Source organism: Pseudomonas koreensis (genome assembly GCF_036668835.1).
Classification (GTDB): domain Bacteria; phylum Pseudomonadota; class Gammaproteobacteria; order Pseudomonadales; family Pseudomonadaceae; genus Aquipseudomonas; species Aquipseudomonas koreensis_I.
In genome coordinates this window covers 517,588-540,762 of record NZ_JAZEVW010000004.1, presented here as the reverse complement: position 1 = coordinate 540,762, position 23,175 = coordinate 517,588, and the positions used below count along the sequence as shown (strand labels likewise).

At 60.7% G+C, this 23,175-nt stretch carries 19 protein-coding genes; 8 read left to right on the top strand and 11 right to left on the bottom strand.

Annotated elements, in window-relative coordinates:
- Nucleotides 1–104 precede the first annotated feature (104 nt).
- Genes V6F91_RS15135 through V6F91_RS15125 form a run of 3 tightly spaced genes read right to left on the bottom strand, consistent with a single transcriptional unit; the run spans nucleotide 105 to nucleotide 5,313 of the window.
- Complete coding sequence (locus tag V6F91_RS15135) at nucleotides 105–3,152, bottom strand: efflux RND transporter permease subunit (RefSeq protein ID WP_332765722.1); 3,048 nt, start codon at nucleotides 3,150–3,152, stop codon at nucleotides 105–107.
- Entirely contained in the window at nucleotides 3,149–4,213 is a 1,065-nt protein-coding gene (locus tag V6F91_RS15130; RefSeq protein ID WP_090288229.1) for an efflux RND transporter periplasmic adaptor subunit, read from the bottom strand. The genes V6F91_RS15135 and V6F91_RS15130 overlap by 4 nt, the downstream gene beginning before the upstream one ends.
- Entirely contained in the window at nucleotides 4,210–5,313 is a 1,104-nt protein-coding gene (locus V6F91_RS15125) for an efflux RND transporter periplasmic adaptor subunit (protein WP_332765719.1), read from the bottom strand. The genes V6F91_RS15130 and V6F91_RS15125 overlap by 4 nt, the downstream gene beginning before the upstream one ends.
- Before the next feature lie 145 nt (nucleotides 5,314–5,458).
- Between V6F91_RS15125 and V6F91_RS15120 the strand changes: the two genes are divergently transcribed.
- Nucleotides 5,459–6,655, top strand: a complete 1,197-nt coding sequence (locus V6F91_RS15120; RefSeq protein WP_332765717.1) for an AAA family ATPase — start codon at nucleotides 5,459–5,461, stop codon at nucleotides 6,653–6,655.
- A 213-nt stretch (nucleotides 6,656–6,868) separates the two neighbouring features.
- Here V6F91_RS15120 and V6F91_RS15115 read toward each other — a convergent pair whose 3' ends face one another.
- The 5 genes from V6F91_RS15115 to V6F91_RS15095 all read right to left on the bottom strand — a co-directional run bounded on the left by V6F91_RS15115 (nucleotide 6,869) and on the right by V6F91_RS15095 (nucleotide 11,233).
- On the bottom strand, nucleotides 6,869–7,741 hold the full coding sequence (locus V6F91_RS15115; RefSeq protein ID WP_332765715.1) for a transporter substrate-binding domain-containing protein: 873 nt from the start codon (nucleotides 7,739–7,741) through the stop codon (nucleotides 6,869–6,871).
- A complete protein-coding gene (locus V6F91_RS15110) occupies nucleotides 7,738–8,520 on the bottom strand; it encodes an amino acid ABC transporter ATP-binding protein (protein WP_332765713.1) in 783 nt (260 codons plus the stop codon). The genes V6F91_RS15115 and V6F91_RS15110 overlap by 4 nt, the downstream gene beginning before the upstream one ends.
- On the bottom strand, nucleotides 8,517–9,176 hold the full coding sequence (locus tag V6F91_RS15105; RefSeq protein WP_332765710.1) for an amino acid ABC transporter permease: 660 nt from the start codon (nucleotides 9,174–9,176) through the stop codon (nucleotides 8,517–8,519). Before V6F91_RS15105 ends, V6F91_RS15110 begins: the two co-directional genes overlap by 4 nt.
- The gene (locus V6F91_RS15100) at nucleotides 9,157–9,822 is read right to left on the bottom strand and encodes an amino acid ABC transporter permease (protein WP_332765708.1); all 666 of its coding nucleotides are present in this window, start codon (nucleotides 9,820–9,822) and stop codon (nucleotides 9,157–9,159) included. The genes V6F91_RS15105 and V6F91_RS15100 overlap by 20 nt, the downstream gene beginning before the upstream one ends.
- 418 nt (nucleotides 9,823–10,240) lie before the next feature.
- A complete protein-coding gene (locus tag V6F91_RS15095; protein WP_332765706.1) occupies nucleotides 10,241–11,233 on the bottom strand; it encodes a D-cysteine desulfhydrase in 993 nt (330 codons plus the stop codon).
- A gap of 189 nt (nucleotides 11,234–11,422) precedes the next feature.
- On the opposite strand from V6F91_RS15095, the gene epsC reads away from it, so the two are divergent.
- Both epsC and betT read left to right on the top strand, forming a co-directional pair.
- Nucleotides 11,423–12,349 carry a serine O-acetyltransferase EpsC gene (epsC, locus tag V6F91_RS15090; protein WP_332765704.1) on the top strand — a complete coding sequence of 309 codons (927 nt, stop codon included), beginning with the start codon at nucleotides 11,423–11,425 and terminating at the stop codon, nucleotides 12,347–12,349.
- Nucleotides 12,350–12,750: 401 nt separating this feature from the next.
- Nucleotides 12,751–14,712: a choline transporter BetT gene (betT, locus tag V6F91_RS15085; protein ID WP_332765887.1), complete on the top strand. Its 1,962-nt coding sequence runs from the start codon at nucleotides 12,751–12,753 to the stop codon at nucleotides 14,710–14,712.
- A 23-nt stretch (nucleotides 14,713–14,735) separates the two neighbouring features.
- Here the strand turns inward: betT and V6F91_RS15080 are convergent, their stop codons facing one another.
- Nucleotides 14,736–14,996: a hypothetical protein gene (locus V6F91_RS15080; protein ID WP_332765702.1), complete on the bottom strand. Its 261-nt coding sequence runs from the start codon at nucleotides 14,994–14,996 to the stop codon at nucleotides 14,736–14,738.
- A 397-nt stretch (nucleotides 14,997–15,393) separates the two neighbouring features.
- Here V6F91_RS15080 and V6F91_RS15075 point away from each other — a divergent pair, with 397 nt between their 5' ends.
- Together V6F91_RS15075 and V6F91_RS15070 are read left to right on the top strand one after the other, a co-directional pair.
- On the top strand, nucleotides 15,394–15,576 hold the full coding sequence (locus V6F91_RS15075) for a type II toxin-antitoxin system HicA family toxin (protein WP_332765700.1): 183 nt from the start codon (nucleotides 15,394–15,396) through the stop codon (nucleotides 15,574–15,576).
- Nucleotides 15,573–16,037 (top strand): type II toxin-antitoxin system HicB family antitoxin, encoded by a 465-nt coding sequence (locus tag V6F91_RS15070; RefSeq protein ID WP_423815330.1) that lies wholly within the window; start codon nucleotides 15,573–15,575, stop codon nucleotides 16,035–16,037. The genes V6F91_RS15075 and V6F91_RS15070 overlap by 4 nt, the downstream gene beginning before the upstream one ends.
- Nucleotides 16,038–16,052: 15 nt before the next feature.
- Here V6F91_RS15070 and V6F91_RS15065 read toward each other — a convergent pair whose 3' ends face one another.
- Complete coding sequence (locus tag V6F91_RS15065; RefSeq protein ID WP_332765698.1) at nucleotides 16,053–17,090, bottom strand: LacI family DNA-binding transcriptional regulator; 1,038 nt, start codon at nucleotides 17,088–17,090, stop codon at nucleotides 16,053–16,055.
- A gap of 206 nt (nucleotides 17,091–17,296) precedes the next feature.
- Here V6F91_RS15065 and V6F91_RS15060 point away from each other — a divergent pair, with 206 nt between their 5' ends.
- The 3 genes from V6F91_RS15060 to mgrA all read left to right on the top strand — a co-directional run bounded on the left by V6F91_RS15060 (nucleotide 17,297) and on the right by mgrA (nucleotide 21,990).
- Nucleotides 17,297–19,522: a TonB-dependent receptor gene (locus V6F91_RS15060; protein ID WP_332765885.1), complete on the top strand. Its 2,226-nt coding sequence runs from the start codon at nucleotides 17,297–17,299 to the stop codon at nucleotides 19,520–19,522.
- Nucleotide 19,523: 1 nt separating this feature from the next.
- Nucleotides 19,524–20,843, top strand: a complete 1,320-nt coding sequence (locus tag V6F91_RS15055; protein WP_332765696.1) for an LLM class flavin-dependent oxidoreductase — start codon at nucleotides 19,524–19,526, stop codon at nucleotides 20,841–20,843.
- Nucleotides 20,844–20,952: 109 nt separating this feature from the next.
- Nucleotides 20,953–21,990 carry an L-glyceraldehyde 3-phosphate reductase gene (gene mgrA / locus V6F91_RS15050; RefSeq protein WP_332765694.1) on the top strand — a complete coding sequence of 346 codons (1,038 nt, stop codon included), beginning with the start codon at nucleotides 20,953–20,955 and terminating at the stop codon, nucleotides 21,988–21,990.
- Nucleotides 21,991–22,191: 201 nt separating this feature from the next.
- Here the strand turns inward: mgrA and tauD are convergent, their stop codons facing one another.
- The gene (tauD, locus tag V6F91_RS15045) at nucleotides 22,192–23,034 is read right to left on the bottom strand and encodes a taurine dioxygenase (RefSeq protein ID WP_332765692.1); all 843 of its coding nucleotides are present in this window, start codon (nucleotides 23,032–23,034) and stop codon (nucleotides 22,192–22,194) included.
- Nucleotides 23,035–23,175: the final 141 nt, after the last annotated feature.

Genomic DNA, 23,175 nt, shown 5'->3' with positions numbered 1-23,175 from the left:
AATCCTCAATCAACCCGGTGGCACAGGTCGATGTAGAGCTACAGACACCTCGGTCAGTTCCCTCTCCCTTCGGGAGAGGGCTAGGGTGAGGGGCTGTTTTTGAATCAGTCCTTCTGCGGCTCGCGAATCTTGTACCAGGCCACATACAGCGCCGGCAGAAACAGCAGCGTCAGCAACGTCGCCACCACGATCCCGCCGATCATCGCGTAGGCCATCGGTCCCCAGAACACTTCGCGAGCGATCGGGATCATGCCCATGCTCGCCGCGGCGGCGGTCAGCAGGATCGGCCGGCGGCGGTGCTCGGTCGCTTCCACCACCGCATCCCACGGCGCATAGCCCTTCTGCTCGAACTCGTCGATCTGCGTCACCAGAATCACCGAGTTGCGGATGATGATGCCGATCAGCGCGAGAATCCCCAGAATCGCCACGAAGCCCATCGGTGTGCCCGTCGGCACCAGCGCCAGCACTACGCCGATCAGCCCCAGCGGCGCGACGCTGGCCACCAGGAACATCTTCTGCACGCTGTGCAACTGGATCATCAGGAAGGTCGCCATGAGGAACAGCATCAACGGCAAGACCTTGGCGATCGGCCCTTGGGCCTTGCCGCTTTCCTCGACCGTCCCGCCGGTGGCGACCTTGTAGCCGACCGGCAGTTTCGACGCGAAAGCGTCAATCGATGGCTTGAGCAATTTCACCAGATCGGTGGGCTGGATCTCGTCGCGCACCGAGGCCTTGATGGTGATCGTCGGCAAACGATCACGTCGCCACACCAGCGGCTGCTCCAGTTCGTAACGCACGGTGGCGAACGCCAACAGCGGAATCGAGGTGCCGCTTGGCGTGACGATCTGCAGGTTCTGCAGGGTTTCCGGCGTGCCGCGTTCGGAATCAACGGCGCGGCCGACCACGTTGATCAGGTAGATATCATCATCGACCTGAGTCAATGGCGAGCCGCTGACGATGCTGTTCATCAGGTTCGCCACGTCTTCTGACGACAACCCGAGCTGGCGCGCCTTGTCCTGAGCAATGTCGACGCGCAGGACTTTGCCCGGTTCGTTCCAGTCGTAGATGATCTCGCCGATGTGCGAGTTCTTGTCCAGCTCGGTGGCCAGGGCGATGGCATGTTTGCGCACCTGATCGACGTCCTTGCCGCTGACCCGGTACTGAATCGGCCGCCCGACCGGCGGGCCCATTTCCAGCGCCTGCACGTAGCTGCCGATACCGACGAAGTCCTTGTGCAAACGCTCGCGCAGGCGCTGGCTCAGCGCTTCGCGGGCCTCGAAATCCTTGCTGACGATGACCAGTTGCGCGTAGTACGGGTTCTGCAATTGCTGGTCGAGGGGTAGGTAGAAACGGATCGCGCCCTGGCCGATGTAGGTGCTCCAGCGCACGATGTCAGGGTCGCCCTTGAGCGTGGCTTCGAGCTTGTCCACCGCTTTGCGGGTTTCGTCGATCGAAGCGTTCTGCGGCAGGTTCAGGTCGACGAGAATTTCCGGACGGTCCGACGCGGGGAAAAACTGGTTCTGCACGAAGCGCATGCAGAACACCGCCAGCACAAACAGCAGTACGGTGACGCCAATTGCCCACCAGCGATTGCGCATGGCCCAGAGCAGGCCGCCGTTGAACGCACGACCGATGCGCCCCGGTTCGGCGTCATGCGCCTTCACCTTGTCGCTGAGGATGTGCACGCCGATTACCGGTGCGAAGAACACCGCTACCACCCACGAGACGATCATCGCCACAGCGATCACTGCGAACAGTGTGAACGTATATTCACCGGCCGAGCTGGCGTTGAGGCCGATCGGCACGAACCCGGCGACCGTCACCAGCGTACCGGTGAGCATCGGAAACGCCGTCGAGGTGTAGGCGAACGTCGCCGCCTGCTCCTTGCTCTCGCCCATTTCCAGGCGCGTGACCATCATCTCTACAGTGATCATTGCATCGTCGACCAGCAGGCCGAGGGCGATGATCAACGCACCGAGAGAAATCCGCTGCATGGTGATGCCGCTGTATTCCATGAACACGAACACCATCGCCAGCACCAGCGGAATCGAGCACGCCACGACGAGACCGGCGCGCACGCCAAGGCTGATGAAGCTCACCACCAGCACGATGATCACCGCTTCGAACAAGGCGCTGGTGAAGCCACCGACGGCTTCCTCCACCACTACCGCCTGATCGGACACCGTGTGCACGCCGACGCCGACCGGCAAGTCTGCCGTCAATTCGTCTATGCGCTGGTGCAAGGCCTTGCCGAACTCCTGAACGTTGCCGCCCTTCTGCATCGCAATGGCCAGACCGATGGCCGGTTTGCCGTCGAAGCGGAATTCAGGCGTGGCCGGGTCGACGTAGCCACGACGGATATCGGCGATATCGGCCAGACGATAGAAACGGTCGTTGAGCTTGAGATTGACCTCGGCCAGATCCTTCTCCGAGGCGAACTGCCCCGACGTGCGCACGGAAATCCGCTCGGGCCCGGCCTCGATCACCCCGGCCGGCGTTACCGCGTTCTGCGATTGCAGGCTTTGCACCACCTGACGCTGATCGATACCCAGCGCGGCGAGTTTGCGCGTGGAGAAGTTCAGGTAAATCGTTTCGTCCTGCTGGCCGACCATTTCGACCTTGCCCAGCCCCGGCACGCTGCGGATCTCGGCGCGGGCCTGCTCCACGTAATCGCGCAACTGGCGCATGGTCAGGCCATCGGCGGTAAACGCATAGACCGAGCCGAACACATCGCCAAACTCATCGTTGAATCCCGGCCCTTGAATCCCTTGGGGAAACTGCCCGCGAATGTCGTCGATCTTCTTGCGCACCTGGTACCAGATTTGCGGAATGTCCTTGGCGCTGGTGGTGTCGCGCAGGTACACGTACACCGTCGATTCGCCGGGGCGCGTGTAGCTTTTCACGTAATCGAGCGAGTCGAGTTCTTCGAGTTTTTTCTCGATGCGGTCGGTGACCTGCTTGAGGGTTTCGTCCTGGGTCGCGCCGGGCCATTTGGTCTGGATGACCATGGTCTTGATGGTGAACGACGGGTCTTCTTCGCGGCCCAGATTGAAATAGGAAAACACGCCCATGAGCAATCCGACGAACATCAGATACCAGACGAATGACTGATGCTTGAGGGCCCATTCGGAGAGGTTGAAAGAGCCTTTCATTGACTGTCCTCGTCAAGTTTTACCGATTGTCCGGGTTTGAGGCTGTTGACGCCGGCGCTGACCACGCGCTCGCCGTTCTTCACGCCGCCGGCCAGCACCACGCTGCTGTCGGTGCGGCTGATCACCGTGACGTCGCGGGGGCTGACGGTTTTGCTTTGCGTGTCGATCACCCAGATCCGCGGTTTGCCTTCGACCTCCTGCAACGCGGTGGCGGGCAATTCGATGCGCGGTTTGATCGCCGAACTGAGGGTCACGCTGATCGCCGTGCCGAGGCGAAAACCGTCCGGCGTGTCGGTCAGCGTCAAGCGTGCCCGGCGGGTGCGCGTGGCGCTCTGCGCCTGGGGTTCGATTTCACGGATGATCGCCGTGGTGTTGATGCTCGGGTCGAGTTGCGCGGCCACTGAAAACACCACGTCGGGCGGAAGCTGATCAACCAGGGTATCCGGCAGATCGATCACCGCTTCCTTGATGTCTGGCTGGGCCAGCGTCACGACTTGCTGGCCGGCGGTCACCACCTGCCCGGCTTCGGCGTTCCACGCGGTGACCACGGCTTTGTGATCGGCGCGCAGTTCGGTGTAGCCGAGTTGATCCCGGCTCTGGTTGACCGCCGCGCGCGCCTGATCCAGCGAGGCCTGGGTGGTTTTCAGATCAGTCGTGGCAACGTCCAGTTGCGCCTGTGCGCCCACGCCGCGATCGAACAGCGCCTGCTGTCGGCGCGCGTTGGCCTGCGCATTGATCAATTGCGCCTGAACCCTGGCCAGATCGCCCTCGGCCGAACGCAATTGGTTTTGCTGGTCGGACGGGTCGAGGGTGGCGAGCAGCGTGCCTTTCTGGACTTCGGCGCCGACATCGACGTTGCGACTGGCAATGCGCCCGCCAACGCGGAAGCCAGTGTTGCTCTCGTAGCGAGCCTGAATGCTGCCGGCGAAACGCCCGAGGTTTTCTTCACTCAATGCTTCGACCTTGACCGACAACACCGGACGCACCGGTTCCGGCGGCGTTTCCTTTTCCGAGCAGGCGCCCAGCAGCAACGCGAGGCAAAACAGTCCGAGACGCTTCATGGCTGCGCTCCCGGTTGCAGGTCTTTGTAAGTGTTTTCGGCGATCTCGACCTTCATCCCGGGGTGCAACAACTGTCCTCCGGCGACGATGACTTTTTCGCCGCCCTTCAGACCTTCGCTGATGATGACTTTACCGGTCAGATAGCGACCGACCGTGACCGTGTGCAGCTGCGCCTCACCCTTGTCATCGACCATCCACACCGCCGGCTCACTGATGTTTTTCGTCAGCGCCGACCACGGCAGTTCCACCGCCGACTTGCCCGAACCTTTTGCCGTGGCGCTGACTACCGAACCGAGTTGCATGCCCGGCGGCAGCTTGTCGAGGCTGACCTTGACCTGCACGGTGCCGGATTGCGCCGACACCGCCGGGGTTATTTCACGCACAGTACCGGTGGTTTTGATCTCGGGGTTATCGAGCAGGCTGACCACGATCGAATTGTCCGCCGGGCGTTCGGCGAGCAGCGATTCATACACGTTGAACACTGCATCACGGTCGCCGTCACGGGCCAGACTGAAAATCGGTGCGGTGGCCTGCACCACTTGCCCGACTTCAGCCTGACGTTCGGTAATTACTCCGGGCGCATCGGCAATCAGCGCGGTATAGCTGAGCTGGTCCCTGGCGTTGGCCAGTTGTGCCTGCGCGGCGCTCAGGGCGCTCTGGCTGCTGCGCAAGGCTGCCTGGGCGGAATCGTATTCGCTCTGGCTGGTGTAGCCCTTGGGCAGCAGTTTTTGCTGGCGGACGAAGGCCGCCGCGGCCTGTTTCACGCGGGCCTGTTCGGCGAGGACCTGAGCCTGGGCAGAATCGACATTGGTCTGCAGATCCTTGGGGTCGAGCTTTGCCAGCACTTGTTTGGCGGTGACGCGGTCACCGACGTCGACCATGCGCTGGATGATCTTGCCGCCCACGCGAAATGACAACTGCGTCTGCACGCGCGCCTGCACGTCACCGGTGAGGGTTACCGCTGCCGCGTAGTTCTGGGGTTTGACCTCTTGCACAAAGACCCGTGGCAAGTATTCCTGAGCGGGTTTCTTGTCGCCGCAAGCGGTGAGCAAGACCATGGCGCCCAACGCCATCAGCACTTTAAATCCGGGACCCGCCATGCACACTCCTTGGCCTTTAACGCTGCTGTCGAGACGATACGACTTCAGAGCTTAGAACAGGGTTCCACGGTTGCGGGGGTCAAGCACAGATTTATCTCATTGCGGGTATGCTGCAGACGTTTTGCAGTAACCGGAGAAGGATTTCATGCTCAACACCCTCGCGGTGGCCAACTACCGTTCGATCAACAAGCTGGTGATCCCGCTCGCGCGTCTGAACCTGATCACCGGGCCCAACGGCAGTGGCAAATCCAACCTCTACCGCGCACTGCGCCTTCTGGCGGAAACCGCGCAGGGCGGCGTGGTCAATGCGCTGGCCCGCGAGGGTGGGCTGGACTCGACGTTCTGGGCCGGGCCGGAAACCATCAGCCGGCGCATGCGCAACGGTGAAGTGGCGATCGAGCCGACGGTGCGTCAAGGCGTGAAGCGATTGCGCCTGGGCTTTGCCGGGGAGGATTTCAGTTATTCGATCAGCCTTGGTCTGCCTGATTCCAATGGTCATTTCATGCTGCCCGAGCATTCGCTCCCAATTCCCTCGCGTTTCAGCCTCGACCCGCAAATCAAGCGCGAATGCATCTGGGCCGGACCGCTGTATCGCCCGGCGAGCCTTTTGGTGGATCGCGATGGGCCGATGATCCGCGCGCGCAGCGAGCGCAAATGGGATGTCCTGGCGCAACACACGCCGAACTTCGACAGCCTGTTCGATCAGATCGGCAGCCTGCGCAGCTCGCCAGAGGTGTTTCAGATGCGCGAGTTCATTCGCCGCTGGCGCTTTTACGATCACTTTCGCAGCGATACCGACGCGCCGGTGCGCCAGCCGCAACTGGGCACGCGCACGCCGGTGCTGCACCACGACGGGCGCGATCTGGCGGCCGCCTTGCAGACCATCATCGAAATCGGCGACCCCGAAGCCTTGCGCGCGGCGATCAGCGATGCCTTTCCCGGTGCGCGGCTGAACATCGCACCGCTCGCCGGTGGACGCTTCGCCATCGAGTTCTATCAGGAAGGCTTGCTGCGGCCGTTGTCGGCGGCAGAGCTGTCGGACGGGACCTTGCGTTATCTGCTGCTGGTGGCTGCGCTGCTGACGCCGAGACCGCCGTCATTGATGGTGCTCAACGAACCGGAAACCAGTCTGCACCCGGATCTGCTGCCGGCACTGGCACGGCTGATCATTCGTGCCTCGGAGCAGTGTCAGGTGTGGGTGGTGTCACATGCACGGCGGTTGATTTCGGCATTGCAGGAAGACCCTGAATGCAATTGCATCGTGCTGGAGAAGACGCTGGGGCAGACCGAGATGGTTGGGCAGCGGGTGCTGGATGAGCCGGCGTGGAACTGGCCTGACTAGGCGCTACAGCCAAAAGCCCCTCACCCTAGCCCTCTCCCGGAGGGAGAGGGAACTGACCGAGTTGTTTATAAGAACTACGCCGACTTTAGACGGCTTTACCGACTCCGCAATCGACTCAGGTCAATGCAGGACGCAAGTCACCGCGGTCGGCTCCCTCTCCCTGGGGAGAGGGCTGGGGTGAGGGGCAAGCCTCACCGCCAATCCAACAGGCAGTCACCCCTGCCACTTGCCCCCTTCAACGATCACACTCTCAGGCCGGGTGTCATCGCTCAGTTCCTTGCGCACATACTGGTCATACAGCTTGAGCAGGTATTTCTCCTCGCCCAGCTTCGCCAGCTCGCTGTTCACCCAGTCGCGCAGTTCGAGATTGCCCTTCTTCACCGCCGGCGCAATCGGCGCTTCGGCCCCGAGTTTTTCTTCCAGCACGCGATAGCCCGGATTCTGCTTGGCCCAGCTGAACAGCACCAGATTGTCCTGCGCGTAGGCATCGCCACGACCATTGGCCAGGGCTTGCAGCGACTCGGAATTCTTTTCGAACTTGAGTAGCTTCCAGTCCGGATGAGTCTTGGTCAGCCAGATATCGGCGGTCGTACCGGTGGTGACGATGGTGGTGCGGGTCGCCAGATCATCGAGCTTTTGCACCGAGCTGCCCTGCGGCACCAAGGCCTGCACGGCGACCTTGAGATTGGGGTTGGTGAATTCCACCGCTTCCTTGCGCTCCGGGGTCACCGTCATGTTGGCGAGGATCAGGTCGACCTTGTCGCTTTGCAGAAACGGAATACGACTGGCCGGTTCCACCGCGACGAATTCGACCTTGTTTTCATCGCCGAGCAGATCCTTGGCAAACCGCCGGCCGATGTCGGTATCAAAACCGACGTAACGGCCGCTCTCATCGACAAAGCCGAACGGCGGTTTATCGGTGAACACGCCAACAATCAGCTTGTCGCGAGCCTTGATCTTCTCCAGATAACCGGCGGGCGCAGCACGCTCGCTGGCGACTTTCGGCTTCGTGGGTTCTTCGGTTTTGCTGCAACCGGCCAGCAAGGCCAGGCTCAAAAGGGGCAGTAACAAAGCGGCAGTTTTCATAGCGGTTCCAGTTCCTTGGTCGGTTTCGTTTTCGGCAGGGTTGCCACGAAGGAGAACTTCTCCAGAAACTGCTGCGCGCGTGCGGTTTGCGGGTTCGTAAAGAAAATCTCGGGCGGGGTCTGTTCGAGGATGCGCCCGGCATCCATGAACACGATGCGGTCGGCCACCGCGCGAGCGAAGGCCATTTCGTGAGTGACGATCAACAGGGTCATGCCTTCGCGGGCCAGACCCTGAATCACCTGCAGCACTTCCTTGACCATTTCCGGATCAAGGGCCGCGGTGACTTCGTCGAAGAGCATTACCCGTGGGTTCATGCACAGCGAGCGGACGATGGCGATGCGTTGCTGCTGGCCACCGGAGAGCTGACGCGGGAAGGCGTCGCGCTTGTCCGCCAGGCCTACCCGCGCGAGCAAGGCTTCGGCCTGCTGCTGCGCTTCGCCGCGCTGACGTTTTTGCACTTTGAGCGGGCCGAGCAGCAGGTTGTCGAGCACGCTCATGTGCGGAAACAGGTGATAACTCTGAAACACCATGCCGATCTGCTGGCGGATTTCGCGCCAGTCGGTGGCCTTGTCGAGCAGCTCGCGCCCGACAAATTTCAGGCTGCCGCTGTGGGCTTGTTCGAGACCGTTGAGGCAACGCAGCAAGGTGCTTTTGCCGCAGCCGCTGGGGCCGAGAATGACGATGACTTCGCCGCTCTGCACGCGTAGGTCGATGCCATCGAGTACCTGCTGCTCGCCATAGTATTTGTTGAAGCCATGAAACTCGATCAGTGCGCTCATGTTTGCGTCCAGCGCCGCTCCAGCACGCGCGAAGCGGCCGAGAGCGGGTAGCAGATGAAAAAGAAAAACAGAAACAGCGCGCCATAAATCAGCACCGATTCGTAGGTGCGCTCGATGATCTGCTGGCCGACCTTGATCACATCGACCACACCGATCAGCACCGCCAACGAACTGGTCTTGATGATCCGTGTGTAGACATTGATGGTCGGCGGTGTCATGCGCTTCAGCGCTTGCGGCAGCAGCACGTAACCGTACAGTTGCACGGCGTTGAGACCGATCGACAGACCCGCTTCACGCTGGCCGCGTGGCAACGAATGCAACGCACCGCGCGCCACTTCACCGACCTCACTGGCGCCCCACAGCGACAGCACCAGCACTGCACACCAGAAGCTTGGCAGGCTCAATCCAAAGAAAATCGGCAAACCGAAAAACAGCAGATAGAGCCAGACCAACACCGGAATCGCCCGGAACAGCTCCAGGTACACCCGCAGAATCGCGTTGAGCCAGCCCACGTTGAGCGTGCGCAACACGCCGTAGAACACGCCGCCAACCGTGCTGATGGCGATACTCAGAAACGAGATCGACAACGTTTGCCCGGCGCCCTTGGCCAGTTGCGGCAACGACACCCAAAGCAACTCAAGACCCGAACTGGCCATGCTGGAGCCTCCTTTCCAGACGGCTGAGCAACAGCGAAAGCGGCAAAAACAGCAGCACGCAGATCAGCGTCAGCACGGCGAGCATTTCGTAGGTTTTGTAGTAGAGCGCGATGTAGCTTTTGGTGGTGTAAAGGATTTCCGGCACCGCCACTGCCGAGACGATGGTGGTTTCCTTGAGCAGGAAGATGAAATTGGCGAACAGCGACGGCAGGCTGAGAATGCCCGCCTGCGGCAGAATCACGTAGCGCAGCAACTGGCCGTGGGACAGGCCGATCGAACGCCCCGATTCGAGCTGCGCCTGCGGCACGGCATCGACGCCGGCACGCAGCACTTCGGTGAGATAGGCGCCGCCGAGAAAGGTCATGGTGATGATCGCCGCAGTGAAACCGGAGACTTTGATCCCCAGTGCCGGCAAGGCGAAGTAGACGAAGAACAACTGGATCAGCAGCGGCGTGTTGCGCGCCAGTTCCACGTAAAGACCGACCAGTTTGCGCAGGTACGGCGTGCGAAACACCAGGATCGTCGCGTTGAGCAGCGCCACCAGCAACGAGGTGCCAATGGCGATCAAACCGACCTGCAGCGTGACGCCGACGGCTTTGAGAAACGCCGGCAGCGTGCCGAGGATGAATGCGTAATCGAAAGTCATGCCGTGTCCTGACGTCGCTTGGTAAACGACGGTGAAGCAATCCATGGACAGCGGGTTGGCTGTCCGGCAGGCACTGACTTTATAGGTATAAAAACTGGAATTTAAATACCGTTAAAGCATATTGATATCACGCAAAAAACTATCTTGTCGGTTTGCCGGGAAGGAATAAGAAGGCTATTTTCCTTTGCGCTGTAGGACGGATCTTTTTTTAACGAAAGGCCTCCAAGGACGGGCAGCTTTTGGCCAGACTCCCTCGGCCAAACCACAACAAGGAAGATGACATGGACGTAAAAACACCGCAGCGACTGGATCCGCAGGATATTTTGAAATTGCTGGTGGCGTTGCGCAGGGCGTTGAACGCCCAGGTGGCCTGATCCGTTGCGCCGCTCGTTCCCACGCTCCGCGTGGGAACGATCAGTTATAGAAAATCCTTGTAGGCAAACAACGCTGGCGACCCGCCGGTATGGAGGAAAATGATCGGTCCCTCATCAAAGCGCTGGCGCCCGATGCCATCGAGCAATCCCGCCATGGCCTTGCCGGTGTAGACCGGGTCAAGCAACAGACCTTCCTGACCCGCCAGCAGTTTCACCGCTGCCAGGGTTCCGGCGTTCGGCTCGCCGTAACGCGGGCCGAAATACTCGTCCCACAACTCGACTTTGAAGCTGGCCGGCAACTCGACACCGAGCAGCTCCGCGGTGCGCTCGGCAAGGCTTTGGACCTTCGGCCGCTGATCTTCTTCGCTGCGCGAGACGGTCACGCCAATCACCGACAGTTGTGGCAGCACTTCGCTCAGTGCGAGGGCCAGACCACTATGCGTGCCGGCGCTGCCCGAGGCCAGCACGACGGCGGCGAACTCCAGTCCGGTGTCCTTGATCTGCTCGGCCAGTTCCAGCCCGGCGCGCACGTAACCCAACGCACCGAGCGCATTGGAACCGCCGATCGGCACCAGATAGAGCTTTTTGCCGTTGCTGCGCAGACGCACGGCGAGGGCGGCCAGTTGTTCGTCAGCATTGTCGAGATTGTCGACCAGCTCGATTTTGGCATCGAACAGGTCCAGCAGCAGGCGGTTGCCGTTGCCGGTGTAATTGCTGTCCTCGGTGCCCAGCGGATTTTCCAGCAGTGCCACGCAGCCGAGACCGAGTCGGGCGGCCAGCGCAGCCGTCTGACGAACGTGGTTCGATTGCAGCGCGCCCGCGGTGATCAGCGTGTCGGCGCCTTGTGCCAGCGCATCGGCGGCGAGGTATTCAAGTTTGCGCAGCTTGTTGCCACCCATGGCCAACGGCGTCAGGTCATCGCGCTTGATGTACACCTCGCGGCCGAGCCATGTGGACAGACGCTCGAGTTTTTCCAGCGGCGTAGGGTGGCCGAGCAGGTCTAGACGGTTAAAGCGTTCCAGCTGATTCTTGATCATGGTTCGTACTGGCGGAGAAAGATGAAACGACTATAGGCACGCGCTTTTGCAGGGGCAACCGCCAATCGCTTATAGCCAGGTGGACTTACGTCAGCACTATCGGTTCTTAATTTGCCATCGTAGTCATGCCGTAAAGTGGGCGCCGTTGACGCGGCCAGACAGTCCGGCCGCCCGTGAGGAGTCTCTACCGTGAGCGAGCGTTCCAGTCATTGGCAATTGCACACCATCGTCGGACAGTTGCGCAGCGCACGCGACCAGTGGCGGGCACAGAATGGCCGGGCTTCCGGCGAGCAGGGTGGTCGCGAGTTGCCTTCGCGCGCAGCGATGGCGCAGATTCTTGAAACACTGTGCGGCGCGCTGTTTCCGATGCGTCTGGGGCCGGTGGACCTGCGTGAAGAGAGTGAAGATTTTTACGTCGGCCACACCCTCGACGTCGCGCTGAATGCCTTGCTCACGCAGACCCGTCTGGAACTGCGTTACGCAGCGCGGCACAGTGCCCAGGACGACAGCGAGGTCGAAGCCCGCGCGATTCAGATCGTTCAGGATTTCGCCCTGGCTTTGCCTGGCCTGCGCACCTTGCTCGACACCGATGTGCTGGCGGCCTATCACGGCGACCCGGCTGCGCGCAGTGTCGACGAAGTGCTGCTGTGCTATCCGGGGATTCTGGCGGTGATTCACCATCGCCTCGCCCATCATTTGTACCGCGCCGGTTTGCCGCTGCTGGCGCGGATCAGCGCGGAGATTGCCCACTCGGCGACGGGTATCGATATCCATCCGGGCGCGCAGATCGGCCGCAGTTTCTTTATCGACCACGGTACGGGTGTGGTGATTGGCGAGACGGCGATCATTGGCGAGCGGGTGCGGATTTATCAGGCCGTGACGCTGGGGGCCAAACGCTTTCCGGCGGATGAGGACGGCCAGTTGCAAAAAGGCCATCCGCGCCATCCGATCGTTGAGGACGATGTGGTGATTTACGCCGGGGCGACGATTCTCGGGCGAATCACCATTGGCAAGGGCTCGACCATCGGCGGCAATGTGTGGCTGACGCGCAGCGTGCCGGCGGGGGCGAATCTGACGCAGGCGAATCTGCAGCATGATGACGGGACGCAGAAGTAGGCCTCTGAATTTGCTTCGCGGCTACTGTCCTCTTCGCGAGCAAGCTCGCTCCCACAATGGAATGCATTTCAAATGTGGGAGCGAGCTTGCTCGCGAATGGTTTTCAGGCCAAATCGAGATAATGGCCTTCAGCCAATTCTCCAGTGAACGAATCCCCTGAAACCCGCGTCATACCCCTCCTCGGGCCGCGGTAGGAAAACTACCGCCCAGCCCTGCGATTAGTCCTTACCACCCTATCCATGTTTAACTTGAACGTTCATTCAAGTTAAACCGGTGGTTCGCTGCCCGCTCACAACAGGAGGCTTGCCTTTGCTGAGTCCGATCATTTCAGCCATGTTTCAACCCCTCGAGGTGCACGTTTCATGAGTGCATCGTCCACCCCCGCCAGCGGTCTGGTGCGGATGAATCCGCCGGTGTTCTACTTCGCCGCGACGGTCATTCTGCTGTTTGGTCTCGTTGTTATCGCGATGCCCGAGCAGGCCGGCGCCTGGTTGCTGCAAGCGCAGAACTGGGCAGCCAACACGGTCGGCTGGTATTACATGCTCGCGATGACGGTGTATCTGATCTTCGTGGTGGTCACTGCCTTGTCCGGCTACGGCAAGATAAAACTCGGTGCCGATCACGACGAGCCCGAATTCAGTTACCTGTCCTGGGCCGGCATGCTGTTCGCCGCCGGGATCAGCATCACGCTGTTTTTCTTCTGCGTTTCCGAGCCACTGACGCACATGATTCAGCCGCCCCAAGGCGAGGCGGGCACCGCAGAGGCGGCGCGTCAGGCGATGCAGATTCTGTTTCTGCACTGGGGCCTGCACGGCTGGGGCGTGTTCGCCTTCGTCGGCATGGCGCTGGCCTATTTCGCCTACCGTCACAACCTGCCGCTGGCGCTACGCTCGGCGCTGTATCCGCTGATCGGCAAACGCATCAACGGCCCGATCGGTTACGCCGTGGATGGCTTCGGCATCATCGCCACGGTGTTCGGTCTCGGTGCCGACATGGGTTTTGGCGTGCTGCACCTCAACTCCGGTCTCGACTATCTCTTCGGCATCGCTCATACCCAGTGGATTCAGGTCGGCCTGATCACGCTGATGATGGGCGCAGCGATCATCGTTGCTGTTTCCGGCGTGGATAAAGGCGTGCGGGTAATGTCCGACATCAACATGCTGCTGGCCTGTGCGCTGCTGCTGTTCGTGTTGTTCGCCGGGCCGACTCAGCACCTGCTCAACACCTTGATCCAGAACCTCGGCGATTACCTCGGCGCCCTGCCGATGAAGAGTTTTGACCTGTATGCCTACAACAAACCGAGCGACTGGCTCGGCGGCTGGACGGTGTTCTACTGGGCCTGGTGGATCGCATGGTCGCCATTCGTCGGCCTGTTCATCGCACGGATTTCCCGTGGCCGCACCATCCGCGAATTTGTCTTCGGCGTGCTGTTGATTCCGCTCGGTTTCACCCTGGCGTGGATGTCGATATTCGGTAACAGCGCCCTCGATCAAGTGCTCAACCATGGCATGAGCGCGCTGGGTATGTCGGCCATCGATAACCCGTCGATGAGCATTTATCTGTTGCTGGAAACCTATCCGTGGAGCAAAACCGTGATCGCCGTGACGGTGTTCATCAGCTTCGTGTTTTTCGTCACCTCGGCGGACTCCGGCACCGTCGTGCTCTCGACGCTGTCGGCCAAGGGCGGCAACCCTGACGAGGACGGGCCGAAATGGCTGCGGGTGTTCTGGGGCGCGATGACTGCGCTGATCACCAGCGCACTGCTGTTTTCCGGCAGCATCGATGCGCTGAAGTCAGCGGTTGTACTCACATCATTGCCGTTCTCGCTGATTCTGCTGCTGATGATGTGGGGCCTGCACAAGGCGTTCTACCTGGAGTCGCAGAAGCAGATTGCGCAGTTGCATTCGCTGGCCCCGGTTTCCGGCTCGCGGCGTGGCACCGGGGGCTGGCGCCAGCGCTTGAGCCAGGCAGTGCACTTCCCGTCGCGCGACGAGGTATATCGCTTCATGGACACCACGGTGCGCCCGGCGATTGAAGAAGTCACGGCGGTGTTCGTCGAGAAAGGCCTGAACGTGGTCACCCAGCCGGACCCGGCGCATGACAGCGTCAGCCTGGAAATCGGCCACGGCGAGCAGCATCCATTCATCTATCAAGTGCAGATGCGCGGCTACTTCACGCCGTCGTTTGCCCGTGGTGGCATGGGTTCGAAGCAACTCAACAACCGCCGCTACTATCGCGCCGAAGTGCATTTGAGCGAGGGCAGTCAGGATTACGATCTGGTCGGCTACACCAAAGAGCAGATCATCAACGACATCCTCGACCAGTACGAACGGCACATGCAGTTCCTGCACCTGGTGCGTTGACGGCGGCTGAGCGTCGGGTCTGTTCAGGACTCGGCGCTCAGCACCATGAACAACACCATCGCCGCCATCGGCACGCCGAACACCGCACTGCCAATCGCTATTTCCGAACCAACGGACTGGCCGGCATGCACCACCCCCACCGCGCCGTTGATCAACGTCAACGCCAGCCACAGCGCGGCGAAGCCGTAGGCCATGGTTTGCCGACTGAAGCCGATGCGCTCACCGATGTAGAGCATCAGCGCGAGCAGGACCAGGCCGAAGAAAATGATGATGGCGGTGTGCATGGCGGGTTCTGTCTGGTGGATGTTTATTGCCTGAAAGAGCGCTATCGCGAGCAGGCTCGCTCCCACAATGGACCTAGGCTGAACATAAATCTATGTACGCACGAAATCCCTGTGTGCGAGCCCGCTCGCGAATGGGCCGCTTCAGTGTACTTAGAGCATAGCCAATCCCGCCCTTGCTTTTGCGCACAGGGTTGCCCTGTCGACACATTTTGCGACTCGTTTAGTAATGCCTGACGGCTGAGATGTTTTGCTTGCTGGTCCGCACCTACCGATGATCTCCCCCATGAGCGCACGCCTGCTCCATAAGCTAATATTTGTCAGCGTGTGTATGGTGTGTATATAAACCGCCTGGGCCACCTATTGTAAGAAGCTCTAGCTGTCGAACAGGGCGAAGGAAATGCGCAGTCGGGAAATGATCAGGATGATCGAAAATGATGGTTGGTATCTGGTGGCAGTGAAAGGCAGCCATCATCAATACAAGCATCCGTTCAAGCTGGGAAGGGTAACGATCAAGCACCCTGACTCAGATCTGCCCACGGGGACGATCAACAGCATTTTGAAACAGGCGGGCTTGAAATGAGGCTCACCATTGAAAACGAAGGCCCTTTGATTGGCCTGTCAGAGGAAGGACTCACCCACATGAAATTCCCGGTCGTTCTGCACAAGGATGCCGACTCGGACTACGGAGTGATTATCCCGGATGTCCCCGGCTGCTTCTCCGCGGGCGCTACGGTTGCTGAGGCTTTTGAAAGTACTCGGGAAGCGTTGGCGCTTCACTATGAAGGTCTGGTTGCCGACGGAGCGCCGCTGCCGCAGGTGCAAGACATTGATGCGCATCTTGATAATCCGGATTACGCAGGAGGAATCTGGGGCGTGGTCGATTTTGATATCACGCCATATTTCGGCAAGTCAGTGCGGTTCAACGCCACACTGCCTGAGCAACTGTTGGAGCGTATCGATCAAACAGTCAGGCGAGATCAGCGCTACAACTCGCGTTCAGGGTTCCTGGCTGCGGCTGCCTTGCGCGAATTGTCGAGCTGAGCGAGATCCTGGAGATCAGGTGCTTTCCCGCTCGATAACCTGGCAGTGCAACAGATTCAGCCGCTGTATTTCGTCGCACGGCAGTACCCCGAGGCTTTCCAGTACGCGGGTTGCGGCGAGCACGCCGATTTCCAGTGCCGGTGGTTTGATCGTGCTCAGGCTGGGCAGGAGCATTTCAGCGAAGGGGTAGTCGCCGAAGCCGAGCACGGCGCAGTCTTCGGGGATTTTCAGGCCTGCGCGTTGCCCGGCGAGCAGGCCGCCGGCGGCGAGGTTGTCGTTGGCGAAGAAGATTGCGTCGGGGCGTGGTGAAGCGTTCATCAGCGCCTCCATTGCCTGTTTGCCGGCATCGAACGGTGCGCGGTCGGCGTCGGGCGCGAAGACCCACGGTTCCAGGCCCGATTTGCGCAGGGTCGCGGCATAGCCGTCGCGGCGTTCCAGTGCACTGAAATCCCCCGGCGCACTGTTCTGCACGAAGGCGATGCGCCGGTAGCCTTTTTCGAGCAGATGCGTTGCTGCCGTCACCCCCACCTCGAAGTGCGAAAAGCCAATCTGCATCGGCTCGCGATCCGGCTGATAATCCCAGGTTTCAATCACCGGGATATCCGCTTCGGCGATCATCTTTTCCGTGCCTGCACTGTGAAAGTGACTGGTCAGCACCAGCGCGGCCGGCGACCAGCCGAGAAACGCGCGCACGGCGTTTTCTTCCTGTTCGACATCGAAGTAACTCGACGCCAGCAACAGCTGATAACCGTGGCGGCTGAGGGTGTCGCTGAAGCCTTGCAAAGTATTGGCGAAGATTGGCCCGGAGATGTTCGGGATGACCATACCGACAATTTTTCCGCGCGCTGAAGCCAGACCGCCGGCGACCAGATTCGGCACGTAACCCAACTCGGCCACCACTGCCGCAATGCGCTCGCGGCGCTCGGGCGAAACCTGCTCGGGCTGGTTGAAATAGCGCGATACGGTGATCGCCGAAACGCCAGCTGCGCGCGCGACGGCATCAAGGGTCACACGGCCGGCGCCACGGCGTTTGCGGGGCTTGTCTGCGCTCACGCGTCGCTCCTCATTAAAAACCAAATCGCATATAAAAGTAATTTTTCATTATTGGAAGTTCTATGGCCTCCTTGCCAATACTGCCGATGTTAGCGCTAACACAGCGCATTGTCTGCTACTCGCTCGAGCGAATGCCCAAGACACCGAATCAGGCGCTGTCGTCGCAGAACGGCAGCGGATCAGGGCCAATTTCGAGCGGGCAGAACATGCACAACATTCCTGAGGCGACACACAAACTGGCGCAGTCGATTCGCGCCGCAGGCTGGTTATTGACAGGGTTGGCGGCGCTGCCGTTGCCCAACGCACTGGCGGCTGACAGCAGCGATCAAGAGCCGACGCTGAAGTCGGTGACCGTTACCGCGACCCGCCGCGAGGAGTCGCTGCAAAAAGTCCCGGTCGCAGTTTCGGTGATCGACGGCGAGCAGCTTGAGCGCGATAACCGCAACGGCGTGGCGAGCATCGTTCAGCAGGTGCCTTCGTTGAATTTCCGCACCGGCGCCTCGAACAAGGACACCTCGTTATTCGTGCGCGGCGTCGGCACGATTTCCACCTCGCCGGGTGTCGAGCCAACCGTGGCAACGGTGATTGATGGCGTGGTGTATGCGCGTCCGGGTCAGGCCACGCTTGATCTGCTTGATCTTGAGCGCGTCGAGGTGTTGCGCGGCCCGCAGGGCACATTGTTCGGCAAAAACGCTTCGGCCGGCGTTCTCAACATCACCAGCAAGGCGCCGACTAACGAGACGCATGGCTACGCTGAGCAGTCGTACTACAGCGGCAACGAAAGCCGCACGCGTTTCGGCATTGGCGGCAGCCTGATCCCGGACACCCTTAAAGGCTCGATCAGCACGCTGTTCGGCACCTACGACGGCAACGTCGATAACCAGCACAACGGCCAGGAGGTCAACGGTTACAACCATCGCGGCGTGCGCGGCAAGCTTGAATTCACGCCGAATGACGACGTCACGTTCACCCTGATCGCCGATTACATGCAGTCCCACGACGATGCGCCCAATGGCGTGGTCAGCCAATCCCTGACGCCGGCCTTCAGCAATGCGCTGAGCCCGGTGAATGCGACCAGCCACAACCGCGACATCAACACCGACACCCGCTCTCACATCGAAGACATCAACAAAGGCCTGTCCGGCCAGCTCGACTGGCAATTGGGCGACTACACCCTGACGTCGATCACTGCATGGCGCGGCTGGGACAACACCCAATATCAGGACGGCGACCGTCTCGGCAGCGTGACCGCGGCGTTCCCTGGCACGGCGGACAAGGGCGATCTGGCGTTCGACCAGTATTCGCAAGAGCTGCGTCTGGCCTCGCCGAAGGGCGAATTTCTCGAATACGTGGGCGGCCTGTTCTACATGCACGGCAAGGACGACGAGAGCTATCAGCGCACGCTGACGACCACCACGCGCACCGACCGTGGCGTCGCCGATTACAGCACCACCAGCGACAGTTATGCGCTGTTCGGCGAGAGCACGCTGAACTTCACTTCCGACTTTCGCGGTATCGCCGGGTTGCGCTATACCCATGATGATCTGGAATATGATCATCGTCGCGTTTCCACTTCGCCGACCACGGTCAGCGGTATCCAGCCGGCGACCCGCAGTTCAGGATCTGTCGATGAAGACGGCTGGTCCGGGCGTCTCGGTGTGCAGTACGACCTGAGCGATACGGTGACCACTTACCTGACTTATTCGCGCGGCTACAAAGGCCCGGCCTACAACGTGTTCTTCAACATGCAGCCGCGCGACACCGAAGCGCTGAAACCGGAAACCTCCAACACTTGGGAGGCGGGCATCAAGGCGACCACCTGGAACAATCGCCTGACGACCAACCTGGCGATATTCCACAGCGACTACGACAACTATCAGGCGAACTTCTTCGACACCGTCGCCGGGCAGGTGGTGACGCGCCTGATCAACGCCGGCAGCGTCAGCACCGAAGGCGTCGAACTCGATTACACCGTGCAGGCCACTCAGCAACTGAAGTTTTCCGGCGCGCTGGCCTACACCCGCGCACGCATCGACGAATTCGCCTGCCCGGCCGGCGCGGCGGCGTCGTGCAACGTCAACGGCAAACCGCTGCCCTTCAGCCCGGACTGGAAAAGTTACGTGCGCGCCGATTACGCCATCCCGCTGGACAACGGCCTGGACATCGAACTGGGCACCGATTACAGCTGGCAAAGCGAAGTGCAGTACGACATCAGCCAGAACCCCGATACCAAACAGGGCGCCTATGGGCTGTGGAACGCCAGCGTTGCACTGGCCGATTACAGCAATGGCTGGCGCGTTGCGGTGCTCGGCAAAAACCTCGCCGACAAGTCCTACTCGCCGTTGCTCGCCAGTGGCGGCAGCTACATCTACCGCGCAGTGCCACGGGACGACGAGCGCTATTTTGGCGTGCAACTGCGCAAGGATTTCTGAGATGAGCAGACAGATGAAACTCGGCGCGTTTCTCATGGCTACCGGGCACCATGTAGCCGCCTGGCGGCATGCGGATGTGCCGGCGAATGCCGGGCTGGATTTCGCCCATTACAAGCGGCTGGCGCAGATTGCCGAAGCGGCGAAATTCGATGCGCTGTTCGTCGCCGACAGCGTCGCCGCACCGACTCACGACATCGCCAGTCGCATGGCGCGCTCCGATCACTTCGAGCCGCTGACCTTGCTCTCGGCCCTCAGTGCAGTGACCGAGCACATCGGCCTGATCGCCACGGCGACCACCAGTTACAACGAGCCGTACCACGTCGCGCGCAAATTCGCTTCGCTGGATCATTTGTCCGGCGGGCGAGCGGGGTGGAATCTGGTCACTTCGGACAACGCCGCCGAAGCGCTGAATTTTGGCCGTGACGAACATATCGGCCACGCTGAACGCTACAGCCGCGCGCGCGAATTTCATCAAGTGGTCACCGGCCTGTGGGACAGCTGGGAGGACGACGCCTTTGTGCGCGACAAGGCCAGCGGCGCGTATTACCAGCCGGAAAAACTGCATGTGCTGGATCATGTCGGCGAACACTTTCGGGTCAAAGGACCGTTGAATGTCGCCCGCTCGCCGCAGGGGCAACCGGTGATCATCCAGGCCGGTTCGTCCGAAACCGGACGTGAGCTAGCAGCGCAGACGGCTGAAGTGGTATTCACCGCGCAGACTTCTCTGGCCAACGCGCAGGCGTTCTACGCCGACCTCAAGGGGCGCCTGCCTCGGTACGGTCGCAATGCCGATTCGCTGAAAATCATGCCCGGTGTCTTCGTTGTGGTCGGCCACACCAAAGCCGAAGCGCAGGAAAAATGTGAAACGTTTCAGCAATTGGTCGAACCCGAGGTGGGCGTGGCCTTGCTTGGGCGTATGCTGGGCAACTTCGATTTGTCGAAGTATCCGCTGGACGGGCCATTGCCGGAGTTGCCGCTGACGCAAAGCGGTCAGCAGAGCCGGCAAAAATTACTCACTGAACTGGCGGGGCGCGAGCACCTTAGTCTTGCTGAACTGGGTCGTAAAATTGCCGGCGGGCGTGGGCATTACAGCCTGGTCGGAACGCCCGGGCAGATTGCTGATCAGTTGCAGGAGTGGTTTGAACAAGGCGCTGCGGACGGTTTCAACGTGCTGGTGCCGCACCTGCCGGGCGGGCTGGAAGACTTCGCCAACGGCGTGGTTCCGGAACTGCAGCGGCGTGGACTGTTCAGAACGGAGTATGAAGGCCGGACGTTGCGCCAGAACCTCGGTCTGGCGCGACCGAAAAACAGATTTGCGTAACGCCCTTCGCGAGCAGGCTCGCTCCCACCTTTGAAAGGCATTCACTTGTGGGAGCGAGCCTGCTCACGAAGCAGTCGACACCCATTCAAGACAGACAAGAGAGGATTCGATGACCTACACCGCTGCCGAAAACCGCTACGACTCCATCCCTTACCGCCGCGTCGGTCGCAGCGGTCTGGTGCTGCCGGCATTGTCGCTGGGCCTGTGGCACAACTTCGGCGACAGCACGCCGATCGACACCCAGCGTGCACTGTTGCGCACCGCCTTCGATCTGGGCATCAACCACTTTGACCTGGCCAACAACTACGGCCCGCCGTACGGCAGCGCTGAGATCAATTTCGGTCGTCTGCTGCGTGAAGACTTCAAGCAGTACCGCGACGAGTTGATCATCTCCAGCAAGGCCGGTTGGGACATGTGGCCCGGCCCTTACGGCCAGGGCGGCGGCTCGCGCAAGTACGTGCTGGCCAGCCTCGACCAGAGCCTGCAACGCCTCGGTCTGGACTATGTCGATATCTTCTACTCGCACCGCTTCGACCCGGACACGCCACTGGAAGAAACCGCCAGCGCTCTCGCCACGGCGGTGCAGCAGGGCAAGGCTCTGTATATCGGCATCTCGTCGTACTCCGGGGTGAAAACCCGCGAAATGGCCGAACTGTTGAAAGAGTGGAAAGTACCGCTGTTGATCCACCAACCGGCGTACAACCTGCTCAATCGCTGGGTGGAAAAAGATCTGCTCGACACTACCGAACAACTCGGTACCGGCGTGATTGCGTTCACCCCGCTGGCGCAAGGTCTGCTCACCGACAAATACCTCAACGGCGTGCCGGCGGATGCACGAGTCAATCGTCCGGGCGGCGGCTCGTTACAGGCTTCGCACCTGTCCGAGGCCAACATTGCTCACGTGCGGGCGTTGAACGAGATCGCCAAGCGTCGCGGCCAGAGCCTGGCGCAACTGGCGCTGGCGTGGACGCTGCGCGATTCACGGGTGACTTCAGCACTGATCGGCGCAAGCCGGCCGGAGCAGATCATCGAAAACGTCGGCGCGTTGAAGAATCTGAATTTCAGCGCGGAAGAGCTGGCGGAGATTGATCGGTTTGCCCAGGAGGGCGGGATCAATCTGTGGGAGAAGCCTTCGACGGCGGAGTGAGTCACCCTCACCCCAGCCCTCTCCCGGAGGGAGAGGGAGCCGACCGGTGTGTCTTGCCCAATACATCGACCCGAAATACCGAGTCGATTATGAGTTCAGCATGGCAGGATCAGGTCGGCGCACTTCTAAAGCACTCCCCCGATCAGTCCCCTCTCCCTCTGGGAGAGGGTTAGGGTGAGGGGCTTTTGATCTTGAACGGGCTCAGCGAAAAAACGGCACATCCCCCAACACCGTCGCCCGCTGCATCACCCGCCGCGCCGGGCGGTAATCGTCTACCGCGTAATGCTGGGTCACGCGGTTGTCCCAGAACGCAATATCGTCTTTCTGCCAGCGCCAGCGAATGGTGAACTCCGGCCGCGTCGCATGGGCGAACAGAAATTTCAGAATCGCTTCGCTTTCGGTCTCCGCCAGTTCATTGATCTTCGAGGTGAAGCCCTCGTTGACGAACAGCGAGCGTCGGCCGCTGACCGGGTGCGTACGAATCACCGGATGCGACAGCGGTGGATTCTTGCGCCGCGCTTCTTCCCACTGTGCCAGCGCCTCGGGCGTGTTGCCGTAGCGTTCCAGTGGAAACGAGCGAGTGAAATCGTGAGTCGCGGTCAGTCCTTCGAGCAAGGCCTTCATCGGCGCCGACAGCGCCTCATATGCAGCAATGCCGCTGGCCCACAGGGTGTCGCCACCAAACTCCGGCAGCAACTTGGCGCTGAGCACCGCGCCCATCGCCGGGGTCGGCAGGAAGGTCACGTCGGTGTGCCAGATCGCGTTGTCACGTACGTCGGTGACGGCGGTGTCGAGGATCAGCACTTCGGGCTGCTCGGGCACGTTCGGGTAGATCGGATGAATGTGCAGGTCGCCGAAATAATGCGCAAAACGTGCCTGCTGCGCCGGCTCGATCGGCTGATTGCGGAAGAACAGCACTTGATACTTCAGCAACGCCTGCTCAATAGCATCGCGATGTTCCAGGCTCAGTGGCTGGCTGATGTCGACGCCACTGATCTGCGCGCCGAGTGCCGGGCTTAGCGGGGTTATGTTGAGGCTGCTCATGGTCGTTCTCTTCAATTCGGGGTTCAAGCTTTTGTAGGCCTTCGCCTGCTCGCGATTGCAGGCTGGCAGTCAACGCTGTGGTGAATGACACACCGCAATCGCGAGCAGGCGAAGGCCTACAGGGGATTCGCGGGAAATTTG